A 13,927-nucleotide genomic window follows, 5' to 3' on the forward strand; every position below is an offset into this window, starting at 1 on the left:
TTATAAGTGTTACTAAATAAAGAATACCTACCGTAATAATGGTAAAGGGAGATAATATGGGACTATCGGAGTTTTTCGGAATAAAAAAAATTGATAAAACAAGGGTCTATGCTCCAGACGGCGGGGCGGATCTTTTTGTTGATTCAGCACTGCGCGAATGGGATCTAGATGATACTCCTGCTGAACGAGAGCTAAGTGAAGAAAGTCGTGATCTCCACGATAAACTATTTGCGGAAATCATGCGTTGTATCGAGGAGGGGGAAGATTATAAAGGGGATCAAGAACTCATCAAGCTTATTCGTGCTTCTATAAACAGAAATGTCCAGGACGATCGAGATACTGCAGGTAGCTAATGTTTTTCATAATGAGATGATCTAGAGGAATCTCTGGTGTGTAGCCATACTTACTTATGTCGTACTCTTCTTCCGTCGTCGTCGGCGTTTCTTTGGTGTGGCGGTGTCGGTAGCTGCTGATTCAAATGCGCTGTTGCCGCGGATTTGCAAGATGACTTCGCCGCTGTCTGTGACGGGTTCGGGTTGTGGTACGGGGTGTTGGGTGTTAGTGGTGGCGCTAGCCTTTTCTTGAGTCGGTTGAGCGGCGTCTATTTGATTAATTTGAACGGGCTGGGCTAGTGCAGCTGCGGCGACGGCTTGTGGGCGCGGTTGGGCGGGCTGCTTGTGCGGGCGCGGCGGCATGATGACGGCGGCAATTTCTCGCTCGACGTCTTCCCTGCTCCGTGAGTACATGCGCCGCGAATGTTCGATGATGTGCGGCGTGTTGTCGGCTTGGCTCGGCGGGAGTTCGAGGGTGCGTGCGGAAAAGGCCGGGGTCTTCTCTCCCCCGATGACCATGTTGATGACGAAGTTACGATTATGCATTTGTAAGAGGTCGACTGATTCAAAGTTTGGCTCAAATTGCTTAGCCAGGATCGGCGCGTCGTCAGCAGACACACGGAACGAGATCATGGTACCGACGTTGCCAAACACCGCGTCGCGCACGGTTTCGTTCATCTGTGAGATGTACTGGTTGGCGACGGTCAGATTGAGGCCGTATTTGCGGGCTTCAGACAGGATGGTGGCAAATGAATCGGTGGCAAAGTTCTGGAACTCGTCGACGTAAAGATAGAATGGGCGGCGGTCGCGGATGTCTGGAATGTCCGAGCGGCTCATGGCGGCCAGCTGGATCTTGGTGACTAGGAATGAGCCGAGGATAGCGGCATTGTCCTCGCCGATCAGGCCCTTGGACAAATTAACGATGAGAATTCTGCCTTCGTCCATGATTTGGCGGATATTGAAGGTGGATTTGGGCTGGCCGATGATGTTGCGGATGATCGGGTTGGCGGTAAAGGCGCCGACCTTGTTGAGGACTGGCGCGACCGCCTCGGCGACGAACTTGTCGTTCCAGCTAGCGAATTCAACATTCCAGAACTGCAAGACCACGGTGTCGCGGCAATAGCCCAGCGTTTCCTTGCGGAAGTTCTTGTCAGTCAGCATGCGGGTAATGTCGAGCATGGTCGTCTCTGGCCGGTCAAGCAGTGCCAGGATGGTGTAGCGCAAAATGTACTCTAGTCGCGGACCCCAACTCTCGCCGAACATACGCTTCAGAACGCCGATGACCTCTGATGAAATGTTGGTTTTTTGGTTCGGGTTGGTGACTTCCAGCGGGTTGAATCCGAGTGGATAGGCGGTGTCGGCCGGGTTGAAATAGACGACGTCGTTCAGCCGTGAGCCAGGGATGAATTTCATGTTGTTGATGGCGAAGTCGCCGTGCGGGTCGATGATGGCGTAGCCTTGGTTGTGAAAAATGTCGCTGAGCGCGAATAACTCTAGCAACCCCGACTTGCCCGCCCCCGTCTGGCCGATGATGTAAACGTGACGCGAGCGGTCGTAGCGCAGCATGCCGAATTGATGGTTGATACCGCGGAAATTGGTGACGCCAAAGGCGGAAATTTGGTCGTCATTGGCGTCGCTGCCGGTCAGGACAGGCAGTTTGGATGGCGGTTCAGCGGTTTTGGCGCTGGCCCAGACGATGTTTGGCGTCTCGACATTGGTGTGTGGCAAGTGAAAAACAGAGGCCAGCTCCTCGATATTGAGGATGTAGCCATCACCGTAAAACGCGCGCTTGCGGTACTTGTCGAGGAACTCCTTGCCGAACGCACCCTTGACAGCGCGAAAGCCGTTGAGATTGGTTGAATTGAATTGCTTAAAAGCACCGACCAGCGCCTGCATATGTAGCTTGGCGCTGGTTTGATCTTCACCAAGATATGCCAGGCGGATCTTGACGTCGTAGCCCAATTTAGTGGCTTTCTTCTCCGCCTCAGAGACGCGCGTCTTGTCACGCTCAGACAGCTCGGGCGCTTTTTTGCCATCACTTCCCTGGCCCGGTGGTCTCCAGAGAGCCTCGAGCAGCGTACCGATCCACTGCAAGCCGCCCCCGCCGAGCCCGGGGATGAGTTTATGCCCACTCTTGACGCTGGCGATCCAGCGATCAGCGGACTGTTGCCAGCTGTCGGCGATCGGCCTGATGAGTACCTGCACCCAGAGTTCCTCGCCGGTCAATTCTAGCTTGGCCAGCGTGCCGGTAATCCCCGCCAGCGGATCGACTTCAAAGGTTTGAAAGGTGCGGATTGGCAAGAACTCTGGCGCCGTCAAAGTTAGCTCAGTGGTGTACACAGTGGAGTGTTCGCGCTCGTGCTCGGTGTAATCTTCGCTAGCGACGTGGATTTGAACGGTTGGGTACTGGGCGTAAATTTGTCCCTCAACGAAACTTTGCAGCGTTCGGGGCACCCAGACATAAAAACGAATTTGACCGTTGACCGAGGCGATCTCAAAGCTGATATGCTCCTGCCGGCCGCCCGATAATTTGAGTTCGCGTTTGTCGCGCAAGATGCCGTGCAGGCTGGCGAATAATTGCTCGGCGGCTAGTTCTTTCTTGTCGTTGGCTTTGGGGATTTCCAGTACTAACAACACGCTCTCGGTTGGCTCAAACTCGTCAGCTCGCTGATAATTGCGCCACGTCAAAAACGACAGCACGGCTGTGACAGGTATCCAGACGTACCATTGTGTCAAAAAGCTAATCATCGAAGAGATAATTTCCATGCTATTTCATTATCTCACCCCTTATAGATAAATGCAAACCTAGGCTTCGCTGACCAGAATGTAGGTGGCCTTGGCGGAGCGTTGGAATTGCGGCTTGGCTTGCAAGTTGAGCAGAATGGTGGTTTCTTTGACTTGACGCTTGTCAAGGACGCGCTTCACGATTTCATCGCGGTGTAGTGGCTCGCCGGCCTCGCGTAGGACGCTGGCAATGATGTCAGCGACGGTACCGCGAGCGTAACCCCACGATTCGAGGGCGTAAATACCGCGGCCGATCAGGACGAAGCGTTTGTCCTTGATGAGTTCGTTGTGAATGGCTTGGATGGTGACATCTTTGCGTTTGAAGTCGCTGTCCTTGATGGCTTTAGCAATGTCCGAGAAGTGCATTGGCTGGCTGTTGCTGTCGAGAATGACGAAAATCTTGTCACGGATAGTCTTTGGGTTGACGAGCGGCCACTTGACCAGGCCCCATAGGCCGCGGAGATGGGCTAGTTTCTTACTGATTGAGGCCAGCGCGGCAATGTTGGATGGGTGCTCGTAATTGAGCGTTTTGTGTAGTTCCTCGGCAGTGACTGGCTGGCCGTGCTGTTTGATGGCTTTGACAATTTCTTCAACTTGCTTCTTGATATTCTTCTCGTCGTTTGGCGTGCCGATGATGGCTGAGTGGTAATAGTCATCGTTCTCGGTGATAATGTTGATCGACGGATTGAGTTCGGCGATAAAGGCGACGTGTGATCGTTCGCTATCGGTGACATCTCGGCCGAGGACGTGCTTGGCGAGATTATGTAATGGTGCCGCCCGACCCATTTCCGACAGGTGTGAGGTAACCATCTTTTCAGCAGCCGAGGCACTTGGTATACCGCCGTCAGCCACCAACAGGCGCAGGCGAACGAGGATAGCCTTCTCTAGCTGGCGGACACGTTCACGAGTGATCCCGAGCATGTCGCCGATCTGTTCCAGCGTCTCTTTATTGCCGTATAAACCAAAGCGACGGCTAATAATCTCTTTCTCGCGCTCCTGCGGAATCTGCGCCAAGACATCCTCGGCCGCTTGCCGAAGCTGCCTGTCTGGTGCGCTCTGTTCTTGTATGTCGCTCATGGCTTTATGTTAAATCCTCTCTGCCTCACCTCAGAAGTTATGTTGATATATGACGATATTGCTATTATACAATAAAATATTTTCGTGTCAAGCAAGTCGTGTAGTACGCCGTAATTATAGCATGTATTTAACAATTTTTGCAATGAAATGGTGTGATAGTTTTTGATTTTGTGAATTATGGGGATGTGGTCTATACAGCCCTAATGAAATGTGGCTTGATTGGGTTATTTTATGGGTCAATTACTTCTTTGAGCGGCTGCTTTTTCTCGGGGATTTGGATGGTTTGGTTGAGGTGCGGCCGCGGCGGGCGGGCTTCACGGGTGCGACCTTCAGAAGCTCCAAGGCTTGCTCGTGAGTAATGGTTTTTGGGTCGGTGTCTTTAGGGACTTTGGCGTTTTTCGTGCCATCAGTGATGTACGGGCCAAAGCGGCCGTTGAGGACTTTAACACCATCGCCAAAGTCAGCGATGTTTTTCTCGGCTTCGGCCTGGAGTTTGGCGGCGTAGAGCTCGCGGGCTTTCTCTAGGGTGATGGTGTGCGGGTCTTCGGGCTTGATGGAGACGAACAGCTTGCCGACTTGGATGTACGGGCCAAAGCGGCCGATGTTGGCTTTGATGTCTTGTCCGTCTTCGGTTTGACCGACGACCCGCGGCAACTTGAACATTTCCAGCGCTTGCTCCAGGGTGACGGTTTCAATTTTCGCCCCCTTCGGCAGCGGCGCAAAGCGTGGTTTGTCCTCGTCGTCAGTGGCTCCCAGTTGCAACATTGGACCAAAGCGGCCAAAGCGCGCCAGGATTGGTTTGCCAGATTTTGGATCGATGCCGACTTCGCGGTTAGCGCCGACTTTACTGCGGTCGATGCCGCCTGACTGCTCAATCAGTTTGTGAAACGGCGTGTAAAATCCGTGCAGCATGGCGCTTTTGGCCAGCTCAGCGGCAGCGATTTTATCAAATTCGGTTTCGACATTGGCGGTAAAATCATAGTCAACGATCTGCGTGAAATGGTCGGTCAAAAAGTCGGCGATTAGTTCCCCGCTTGGCGTTGGGATGAGCTTGCCGCGGGTGGAACCGGTTTTTTCTTGGATGACGTCGCGGCTGACTTCCTCGCCGTTGTAGCTGAGGACGATGACGTCGCGCGGCTGGCCTTCGCTGTCGCCCTTTTCGACGTAGCCGCGGGTCTGTACGGTGTCGATGATAGTGGCGTAGGTGCTTGGCCGGCCAATACCGAGATCTTCGAGTTTTTTAACCAGTGAACCTTCGGTGTAACGGGCCGGCGGCCGGGCGAAGGTTTGGCGGGCGATGATGTTGTGAGTTTCAAGCGTGTCGCCAGAGTGGAGCTTCGGCAAGATTTCGTCTTTGCCGCCGCCATAGACGCGTAGGAATCCGTCGAAGGTGATGACTTCGCCTTTGGCTTCGAAGTATAAGTCTGCGGTAGCCGCCTCTCGGACATCGTCAGAAAGGTCGGTATTACCAGCGCCACGCTCCTGCGCTGGAGTACTCTTTTCGCTTGTATCTCCACTGGAGATACTAAGCGAGCGTTCGGCTGAAACGTCCGCTCCTCGCGAACGTTTCACAGCCTCCAGCGCAGGAGGTGTCGCTGGCGCTGGCTCATCTGGCGCGAGTGGCGTCTCAGAAAAAATCTGGGCAACTTCATGTGGGTCCCGGATTGTTTTATGAGATGCCCGAGCGCCGCCGATAGCGATTACCATCGTGGTTTTCTCTAACTTCGCTGCCGACATTTGCGATGCCAGAGTGCGGCGGCGGATGAGGTCGTAGAGTTTTTGGTCGTACTCGTTGGAGGTGACGGTTTCGCGGGTGATGTCGGTCGGGCGGATGGCTTCGTGAGCTTCCTGGGCGGAGGCGGATTTGGTTTTGAATTTACGCACAGTCGAATAATCTGGGCCGTACAGCCGCTTGATGAAATCAGTCGCGCTGGCGATGGCCTGCCCGCTCAAATTGACTGAGTCGGTGCGCATGTAGGTGATTTTACCGTCTTGGTAGAGCCGCTGGGCCGAGGCCATGGTGGCCTTGGAGCTGAAGCCAAGCTTGGCGTTGGCCTCTTGCTGCAAGGTTGAGGTCGTAAACGGCGCGGCTGGGTTGCGGGTGCCAGGCGTTTTTGAGATATCGCTGACGGTGAATGTGGCTGGCTTGAGGCTGCTCAAAAATTCGTGGGCGGCTGCTTCAGAATCAAATTTCTGGTTAAGTTCGGCTTTGAATTCTTGATTGTTATGGATAAATACGGCGGTCACCTTGAACTGCGAGCTACCCTCAAATTTCATAATTTCTCGTTCACGCTCGACCAATAGCCGCACCGCTGGACTCTGAACACGTCCGGCTGACTTGCCGCCCGGTACTTTTTGCCAGACTACCGGGCTGAGCTCAAAGCCAACCAATCGGTCGAGAATCTGCCGTGCCTGCTGGGCTTGCACCAGATTCATATCAACAGTGCGCGGGTTTTTAATGGCATTGGTGATGGCGTCCTTGGTGATCTCGTGAAAAACGATGCGCTTGGTCGTCTCAACCGGCAAATCCAGCACTTTACAGAGATGCCAAGCAATCGCCTCCCCTTCGCGGTCTTCATCGGTGGCCAGCCAGACGTTGTCTTTGCCGACGGCCTTGACATTTTTCTTTAGCTCGGTGATGACTTTCTTTTTCTCGGGATCAACTTCGTAGACAGCAAAAAAATCATTCGCCACATCAATCGGCGGCGTGCCGTCCTTGGTTTTTTTGACAATCGAGCGGATGTGCCCCACGCTTGATAAGACATGAAAATCCTTGCCCAAATATTTCTCAATGGTTTTGGCTTTGGCTGGTGACTCGACGATGACGAGATTTTTCATAACTCTATATTATATCAAATCACCTCGCAACCACAACCGCCGAGGGTGTTTCTCGGTGGCTCTGGTTGCGAGGACAGAGAGATGGGTCTGTCCTCGCGGGGAGCGCTAGACAAGTCTAACAATACTCTCTTCCTCGAGCAACTCCTCGAGGAGATCATGGTATTTCAGAATCTGATCTCCATCCCCTGTAATAACGGCCTCGTGGAAATGCTTCTCGTACTGTGCTTTGCGCATAGTATAGCACCACTTCCTGACTTCATCGGCGAGATCACCAGTGATTCGCCAGGCGCCAGTGCCGAAACAGCCGAGCAGAACATTGGCCACAACCAAGGGGTCGCTATAGCTAGCCCTAAAGCCAAAGGTAGACTCATCAATGGCCCATGCGGCTTCCACACCGTTGATTTGGATTATTTGCCACAGGTGCTCATTATAGAGCTCCCTGTTGGTACGGATGGTGATGTCACCATTCATAGCCTTGATGACGAAGAAATCATCATAGTTCGCCATGTCAGACCTTCTCTCTCTGTCCGAATTGTCAACACCCAGACTTTCTGGGTGGACGAATCTTCGTTTTTCAACGAAAATCTGATATATATCAATTATTGGATAAAAAGTCAAGAATCTGGCGTATCATTCATCGCCATCACTACCAAAAATAGCTCGTTTGATATAGGTCCATGAGGCATGAGCAGCAAGTGGTAACGAGGCGACAAATGCGGTGCGGCCGACCGTGCGGAGGGTTTCGGCCAGCTCTGATTTATCGTTATGTTCGGCGGTGTAGGCACTGGCATAGGCAAATAACGCCAGCGTCTCGCCGGCCATGGCTAGTTTGCCGGATTTTGTTGGGCGCGTTTCACCCTTGTGTTTACTACGATAATTGGCGATGCCCGTTGCGGTGGCGTTTATCGTGTTCAATAGGGCGATGGTGCCGATAACTGATTTTGGTGCTGCACCCTTTTTTAGCATTTCATAGAGTAGTTTGAGCGTGACCACTTTATCGGTGATTGCGTCAACGGCTGCACCGACATTACTTGTCTGTCCTGTTGCGCGGGCGACCGCCCCGTCAGCCACATCAATTGATCGTCCGATAATTACCCGTACCAAGCCAGAAACCTCCTCAAGGTTTTCCGCACCGTCCCATGTCAACTTGCCGCCTGTTAGGCTCATCGCATTAGGGATGGTCAAGACATCCCTAGTAAAGGTAGCGATACTACTGTCACTAACCGCCTCGTTACTACGTACCAGTTTCCGGCCCTTTTTCATAGTTTGTAGCCTATCATCAATTTGTCAAATTAGCAATATTATCGCGATTATCGCAGTGTCCAATTATTCGCCCCGAGCGGTTTGATCACGCCGTTGATCTCTAGCATGGTTAGCGCCGTGGCGAAGTCGGCCGGGGTGAGGCCGGATTGTTGCTGCAGTTGGTCGCCATCTCTGAGGCCGGTTCGGAGTAAGTCGATGATAGTGTTTTCGGCCGGGGTTTCACCGAGGGGGATGATGGCTTGGTCGGTGGCAGATTGAGTGGTTGACGGGGCGATGACATCGAGGATGTCTGTGGCAGTGGTGGCGACGAGGGCGCCTTGTTTGAGCAGCGCGTTGCAGCCGGCAGATAGCGGGCTGGTGATGTTGCCCGGTACAGCAAAGACGTCGCGGCCTTGGGATAAGGCGTGGGCAGCGGTATTCAGCGTACCGCTACGCTCGGCGGCTTCGGTGATAATGACGGCGTCAGCCAGGCCAGAAACCAAGCGGTTGCGCTCTAAAAAGCTCCAGCGATTGACGATTTTACCATCGCCCTTTTTCCATTCAGACAGAATAGCGCCGCCATTTTCGATGATGTTCATCGCTAGTTTGTAATTGGTTTGCGGCGAGATGTCAGGTAGTTCATTGGGGATAACGCCGATGACTGTGCCGCCAGCCTCGAGGGCGGCTTTCTGGGCGATGCCGTCGATGCCGAGCGCCAAGCCGCTAACGATGATGCAGCCGGCTGTTGCTAGGTCGCCTGCCAGCTGCTCGGTCACTTCCCGGCCGTACGCCGAGGGTTTGCGCGAGCCAACGATGGCCACGACTGGCGCACTAGCAGTTGGCAATGTTCCCATGAAACACAAGCTTTTCGGCGGATTAGCAATACTTGCCAACCTCTGGGTAAAGTTATGCTCATCTGGACGGATTCTATTGATTTCCATGACTTTTGTGATAAAAAGTATTGACATGTTGTCAAATGCTTGCTATAATCAGGAGCGATTGGTTAGCCGAAGTGCTAATCAAAAGCACCTTATACCCCCTATTCTAACTAATATGTTAGGTTGCGCGCAATGGCATTAAGTATTCTTACCCTCCACTTTTTGCGATTCAACGTTACGCGCATACTAACCCCTTTAACTGCCCTTTTTTGAAGGCGACCTCTGTTAAGGTGAGCACTGGATGGTGTTGATATTACTAATCAGGCGCGGACTTTTGGAGTTTTAGTCACGACGCTTCACTGAGACGGGAGCTCGGGTGGGTTGAAGGGTAACAAAGCGCCAGGTGATGCCCACCCTTACCTGGCGCTTTTTTAGTTGGGTTTTTGGCGTGATCTTGTAGTGTCTGAGTGAGGATTGGGTGCGAATTGGCGTGGGACGGTTTGCTAGAAAGTGAAATTTTGGTTGGATATGTCTGAGCATAATATTGACTTTTTGTCTCTAAAATAGTATAGTGAATACATATGACGCAGACAATTGAGCACGATACCTTAGTCAAATTAAGTCAAGAGCGCCCGTTGGTGTTTCGAGCGCAGGCAGCTACTGTCTTGGCACGCGTACCGCGACGATTTCGACGAGACGCGCGGGTGCTGAATCATAGCAAGCGCACAATGCACGACATGTTGACGGCGTGGCGGGACGAATGTTTGCCGAGGTTAGAGACGATCACCTCGGCGCATAATGCGACAATGTTGCAACAAGCCTTGCGGGAGGATTTGCTAGCCGAGACGTCGTCGCAGCAACAGCTGATTGCCATGATGATACCGGTGCGGCTCGAGGAGGAGCGACTGGCCTTTGCGGGGTCGCAGTTTACGTCAAGGCGAGAAAAAAAGCCGTATCGACGAACGCTGGCGTTTGCCCAGCAGCCAATTGATGTCTGTCGGCAGCAGGTTGAAGATTTTATGAGGTATGAACTGTACCGGGCGGTGCTCGGTGAGGTTGGTGTGACTGTGGTGGATAAGCAGGCCCGGGGGCTGGTGCGATGCTGGCAGCGGCTGCGGGCTGGTCGTCAGGTTAAGAAACTGCGGCGCGAGGTAACCAGGCGCTTAGCGGCAATTGAGCGAGAAATGGTGGCGATTGAGCAGGAGCGCGGCGGCTTGGCGGCCCGGCTGTTCGGGCTGAATATTGATTATGTGACGGTACTAGCAGCGCGACAGGAGTATGAAAAGGCGCTGGGTCGGCTGAGTAAAAAAGCGGCCGAGAGCCCAGCCAAGCGGCTGGCGCTATATGAGAAAAAGACCGAAGCGATTCGCGAGGAGTATCTCGATACGGTACCGGGCGTGGCGAATTTGTCAGAGGCGCAGCGGGCGGTCAAGGAAATTGATTCGGTGCTGCTGGCGATTTTTGACCTAGACGCGACAGCACGCAACGAACTGATGAGTGCGTTCAAGCGCTACCGGATGCTGACGCGTGAGCGGGATGTGCTACGGGCGAAGCTTGAGGTGTAGTTTGTAGGAGAGATATCGGGCCCCGTGTGGTTCGTTGGAATTGAGATAGCTGCTGCCGCGGCTAATTAGGCTTGGCTCGTCGTTTCGGTTGAGCCAGGCTGCGTATCGCCAGCTGCCATGCAGGTCTGGCACACTCCTTCAAGTTCAAAGTGGTGGCGCTCGACACGGAAGTGATGGCGCTGGCCGATCAAGGCAATGAGTCGCTCTAGCTCTGGTGTCTCCAGCGGTTCGGCATTATGACAGCGGGTGCAGTAGAGGTGGTGGTGATGTGTGATGAATGGCTCGGCGAGCTCATAACGGACTTTCCAACCGATGTGGATGGTGTTAATGACGTGGAGCTCGTGAAAGGTTTCGAGAATGCGATAGATGCTGGTGCGGTTAGTGTTCGGGCAGCGCTTGGCGATTTCGGCGATGGTCAGTGGCACGTCGATGGATTCGAGTGCCGTAAAGACTTCGCAGCGTGATTTGGTCAGACGAAGGTCGGCCCGGCGAAAGATGTCGTGTAAGGTATCCATGTCGCAATTGTATCACTTATTGCGACAAAATTGCAATAAGCTACACAATGCGCCATACTGATGAGCTATGAATGAATGTATTGAACGAGTGCTGAGCTTGCCGCAGCTCACACCTTCTGAGGAAGTTAATGCGGCATTTACCGAATTAGTTGAGAAAGTGGTGGCGCATGGTAAAGAGCCGCTACTATGCGACGAGGATATTCGCCGTCAGGTGCAGCGGCGCTGCGCGGTAGCCGAGGGAGAGCTGGAACAGTACTGGTCAAGGCGTATCACAGGGGCGGATAACCCGTGGGCGGAGTTAGGAGCGTTTCCGTATCATGAAAATTATGAGGAGTTGACGCGGCGTGAGATTGGGCTACTGGGACGGACTGGGCTCCAGTTATGTAGCTCCTCGGAGGTAGCGATGATCGGTAGCGGGCCGTTGCCACTAACGGGCTGGTGGCTGCATCAATCAACGGGAGCGCGGATTACGCATGTTGATGCGTCGGACAAGGCGATTGAGTTATCACGCGGCCTTGCGGCGGCGCTTGATTGGCCGGGTGAATTTGTGACCGGTCTGGGTCAGTCGGTGGTGTTGGATGAGGGGTGGTACGATGCGATATATGTAGCGGGGCTGGCTGGCGAAACGCTGGCGGAAAAGCAAGCAATTGTTGATCATGTACGACCAGCGCTTAAACCAGATGGGCGACTGCTCGCGCGCGGGGCGTATGGGGCACGTACCCTGCTCTATCCAGGGTTTGATGCTCACGCTCTCGAGGGTGTGCGGCTGATGGAGGAATATCATCCGACAGATAACATCATTAATTCAGTCTTTGTGTATGAAGCTGCACAGTAAAATAACTTAGCACTAATTGAGACATTGTCGCAATAATGATACATAGCTACACACCGAGGAATTCATATGGGTTGGCTGGTTCGGTGGTTGGGGTGATGGTGGGATTGGTGAGGACGTAGACGGCTTTGCCGCCGGATAGTTCACGCTTGATCTGGCCGCGCACCTGTAGCCATTGGTTGTCGCGGTAGCGCTCGGCGTCTGGGGATTTAACGAGAATGCTGATCGGGGTACTGTCGACGGCGCAGCAGCTAATGACGAAGCGCGAGAGCTCGAAGTAGCGGTTGTCGTAAAAGCCGCCTGGGTCGCGCGCCACAAAGCCGGTGACGTCAATGGTTACACCGTCAAAAAAGCTATCGTTTGGACAGTCGTCAAACGCGCTGCGCCAGCGGTTCATGGAAACGGGCTTGCCGTCAAGTGGCTCTGGCTTATCACAGCGGCCGGTGGTGCTGGTCGGCCCAGACGTGGCACGATTGGCGGCACTGGACGAGGACAGTGGGCGCGGCGGCAGGACGATGGCCAAGGTGAGGATGCCGGCGGTGATGATTGAAAGTAGAGAGATTTTACACCGTGGCTTTGCTGGACGCTCCATGGTTGCCGCGCCAGCGGAGGCGCGTCGCTTCCCTGCTAGGTTATGGCGCAGCTGTAGAACAATATCGATAAGGAGTAACATGCCACCAGCCACGGTCGCCACGACGGCGAGCAAATGGTAGCGCGGATGAATGTAAAAGCCGAGCTGGCCGCGGACGGCGATGAGGATGATGTAGCCACAGGCGAGTAGCCCGCCGCCAGCGCGCAGTAGTGGGCCGAGTTTAGCGCGCATAGAGATTGACTCCGATCCCTGCCGCGAGCGACAGACTGAAAATAATGAGCATAACCAGCAGGATAAATCGCGGACGGAAGGTGCTTCTCATGAGGAGAATCAGTTTGATGTCGATCATCGGGCCAGTCAGCAGAAAAGCGAGGACGGAGCCATTGGTGAAGATACGGGCGTAAGCCAGCGCGAAAAACGCATCGACGCTGGAGCAGATGGAGACGACGAAGCCGAGACCGATCATGGCGATGACCGACAGGATGATGTCGCCGCCGACGGTGTTGATGATGGAGCGCGGAACGAAGACTTGGGTGGCGGCAGCGATCATGGCGCCAAGGACCAGCATGGTGGTGAGCTGCCAGAATTCGTTGCGAGAATCAGCGAGAATGTGGCGAAAAGTTGTTGGATGACGGTCGGTGCAAGAGGCAGCAAATGACGGCTGGAGGACGTGCCTCGGGTGAATAAAGCTGACGATCAGAGCGGTCAGCTGGACGATTAGAAAGCCAAAGCCGATGCGCCACCAGACCATGCGCGGCTCGAAACTAAAGGCGGTCATGGTGGCGATGATGGTGATCGGATTGAGGATCGGCGCGGCCAAGAGAAAGCTGATGACGTCGGCGGGCTTGAGGCCGTGCGCTAGGAGGCTGCGGGCGACTGGCACATTGCCGCATTCACAGACTGGCAGTGCGATGCCGATGAGCGAGAGGAGGAAGCGGCGGATGAGCACGTGTTTGGGGAGGATTTTAAGTAGTCGGTCTGGTGGTAGGAAACGGCGAATGAGGGCAGAAACGATGATACCGATGATCAGAAATGGCGTGGCTTCAACAATGACGCTGCAGGTTAGCGTCAGGAAATCCTGTGCCAGCGGTGCTAGTGTCCCGGCCCATGTCTGCGGCGGATGAGCGACCAGCCAGAGGTCAATTTGTAAACCGTACTGCATGACGACAATCCCAAACAGGCCGACGATACTCCATCGGATCGCGTCGCTATGGTTTTTGAACCAGGCGCCAGCGCGCTGATATATTGTCTGTAGTGACGACATGATCTCTA

At 53.9% G+C, this 13,927-nt stretch carries 12 protein-coding genes; 3 read left to right on the top strand and 9 right to left on the bottom strand.

Annotated elements, in window-relative coordinates; translation table 11 throughout:
- Positions 1-38: 38 nt before the first annotated feature.
- The gene (locus NLML1_RS01400) at positions 39-353 is read left to right on the top strand and encodes a hypothetical protein (protein WP_285441778.1); all 315 of its coding nucleotides are present in this window, start codon (positions 39-41) and stop codon (positions 351-353) included.
- Positions 354-407: 54 nt separating this feature from the next.
- Here the strand turns inward: NLML1_RS01400 and NLML1_RS01405 are convergent, their stop codons facing one another.
- From NLML1_RS01405 to dprA, 6 genes are all read right to left on the bottom strand, one after another.
- On the bottom strand, positions 408-3,098 hold the full coding sequence (locus NLML1_RS01405; RefSeq protein WP_285441779.1) for a type IV secretory system conjugative DNA transfer family protein: 2,691 nt from the start codon (positions 3,096-3,098) through the stop codon (positions 408-410).
- Positions 3,099-3,137: 39 nt separating this feature from the next.
- Complete coding sequence (locus NLML1_RS01410) at positions 3,138-4,193, bottom strand: sigma factor-like helix-turn-helix DNA-binding protein (protein ID WP_285441780.1); 1,056 nt, start codon at positions 4,191-4,193, stop codon at positions 3,138-3,140.
- 240 nt (positions 4,194-4,433) lie between these two features.
- Entirely contained in the window at positions 4,434-7,031 is a 2,598-nt protein-coding gene (locus NLML1_RS01415) for a DNA topoisomerase (protein ID WP_285441781.1), read from the bottom strand.
- Between the two features lie 105 nt (positions 7,032-7,136).
- Positions 7,137-7,538, bottom strand: coding sequence for a hypothetical protein (locus NLML1_RS01420; RefSeq protein WP_285441782.1), 402 nt, complete (start codon positions 7,536-7,538; stop codon positions 7,137-7,139).
- A 123-nt stretch (positions 7,539-7,661) separates the two neighbouring features.
- On the bottom strand, positions 7,662-8,294 hold the full coding sequence (locus NLML1_RS01425) for a CDP-alcohol phosphatidyltransferase family protein (RefSeq protein WP_285441783.1): 633 nt from the start codon (positions 8,292-8,294) through the stop codon (positions 7,662-7,664).
- A gap of 47 nt (positions 8,295-8,341) precedes the next feature.
- Positions 8,342-9,214 (bottom strand): DNA-processing protein DprA, encoded by an 873-nt coding sequence (dprA, locus tag NLML1_RS01430; protein ID WP_285441784.1) that lies wholly within the window; start codon positions 9,212-9,214, stop codon positions 8,342-8,344.
- A 518-nt stretch (positions 9,215-9,732) separates the two neighbouring features.
- Here dprA and NLML1_RS01435 point away from each other — a divergent pair.
- Positions 9,733-10,716 (top strand): hypothetical protein, encoded by a 984-nt coding sequence (locus tag NLML1_RS01435; RefSeq protein ID WP_285441785.1) that lies wholly within the window; start codon positions 9,733-9,735, stop codon positions 10,714-10,716.
- A 65-nt stretch (positions 10,717-10,781) separates the two neighbouring features.
- Here the strand turns inward: NLML1_RS01435 and NLML1_RS01440 are convergent, their stop codons facing one another.
- On the bottom strand, positions 10,782-11,231 hold the full coding sequence (locus tag NLML1_RS01440; protein WP_285441786.1) for a Fur family transcriptional regulator: 450 nt from the start codon (positions 11,229-11,231) through the stop codon (positions 10,782-10,784).
- A 67-nt stretch (positions 11,232-11,298) separates the two neighbouring features.
- Between NLML1_RS01440 and NLML1_RS01445 the strand changes: the two genes are divergently transcribed.
- The gene (locus NLML1_RS01445; protein ID WP_285441787.1) at positions 11,299-12,066 is read left to right on the top strand and encodes a nicotianamine synthase family protein; all 768 of its coding nucleotides are present in this window, start codon (positions 11,299-11,301) and stop codon (positions 12,064-12,066) included.
- Positions 12,067-12,112: 46 nt separating this feature from the next.
- On the opposite strand, the gene NLML1_RS01450 is transcribed toward NLML1_RS01445, so the two are convergent.
- Together NLML1_RS01450 and NLML1_RS01455 are read right to left on the bottom strand one after the other, a co-directional pair.
- Complete coding sequence (locus NLML1_RS01450; protein ID WP_285441788.1) at positions 12,113-12,886, bottom strand: TIGR03943 family putative permease subunit; 774 nt, start codon at positions 12,884-12,886, stop codon at positions 12,113-12,115.
- Positions 12,876-13,919 carry a permease gene (locus NLML1_RS01455; protein ID WP_285441789.1) on the bottom strand — a complete coding sequence of 348 codons (1,044 nt, stop codon included), beginning with the start codon at positions 13,917-13,919 and terminating at the stop codon, positions 12,876-12,878. Before NLML1_RS01455 ends, NLML1_RS01450 begins: the two co-directional genes overlap by 11 nt.
- Positions 13,920-13,927: the final 8 nt, after the last annotated feature.

It is taken from the genome of Candidatus Nanosynbacter lyticus (genome assembly GCF_030253515.1).
In the GTDB taxonomy this organism is placed as follows: domain Bacteria; phylum Patescibacteriota; class Saccharimonadia; order Saccharimonadales; family Saccharimonadaceae; genus Nanosynbacter; species Nanosynbacter lyticus_A.

Excerpts from the sequence above, each read along its gene's own strand:
- NLML1_RS01415 (WP_285441781.1), bottom strand. The coding sequence starts at position 7,031 with ATGAAAAATCTCGTCATCGTCGAGTCACCAGCCAAAGCCAAAACCATT.
- NLML1_RS01410 (WP_285441780.1), bottom strand. The coding sequence starts at position 4,193 with ATGAGCGACATACAAGAACAGAGCGCACCAGACAGGCAGCTTCGGCAA.
- NLML1_RS01445 (WP_285441787.1), top strand. The coding sequence starts at position 11,299 with ATGAATGAATGTATTGAACGAGTGCTGAGCTTGCCGCAGCTCACACCT.
- NLML1_RS01435 (WP_285441785.1), top strand. The coding sequence starts at position 9,733 with ATGACGCAGACAATTGAGCACGATACCTTAGTCAAATTAAGTCAAGAG.
- NLML1_RS01420 (WP_285441782.1), bottom strand. The coding sequence starts at position 7,538 with ATGGCGAACTATGATGATTTCTTCGTCATCAAGGCTATGAATGGTGAC.
- NLML1_RS01400 (WP_285441778.1), top strand. The coding sequence starts at position 39 with ATGGTAAAGGGAGATAATATGGGACTATCGGAGTTTTTCGGAATAAAA.
- NLML1_RS01440 (WP_285441786.1), bottom strand. The coding sequence starts at position 11,231 with ATGGATACCTTACACGACATCTTTCGCCGGGCCGACCTTCGTCTGACC.
- NLML1_RS01405 (WP_285441779.1), bottom strand. The coding sequence starts at position 3,098 with ATGGAAATTATCTCTTCGATGATTAGCTTTTTGACACAATGGTACGTC.
- dprA (WP_285441784.1), bottom strand. The coding sequence starts at position 9,214 with ATGGAAATCAATAGAATCCGTCCAGATGAGCATAACTTTACCCAGAGG.
- NLML1_RS01455 (WP_285441789.1), bottom strand. The coding sequence starts at position 13,919 with ATGTCGTCACTACAGACAATATATCAGCGCGCTGGCGCCTGGTTCAAA.
- NLML1_RS01450 (WP_285441788.1), bottom strand. The coding sequence starts at position 12,886 with ATGCGCGCTAAACTCGGCCCACTACTGCGCGCTGGCGGCGGGCTACTC.
- NLML1_RS01425 (WP_285441783.1), bottom strand. The coding sequence starts at position 8,294 with ATGAAAAAGGGCCGGAAACTGGTACGTAGTAACGAGGCGGTTAGTGAC.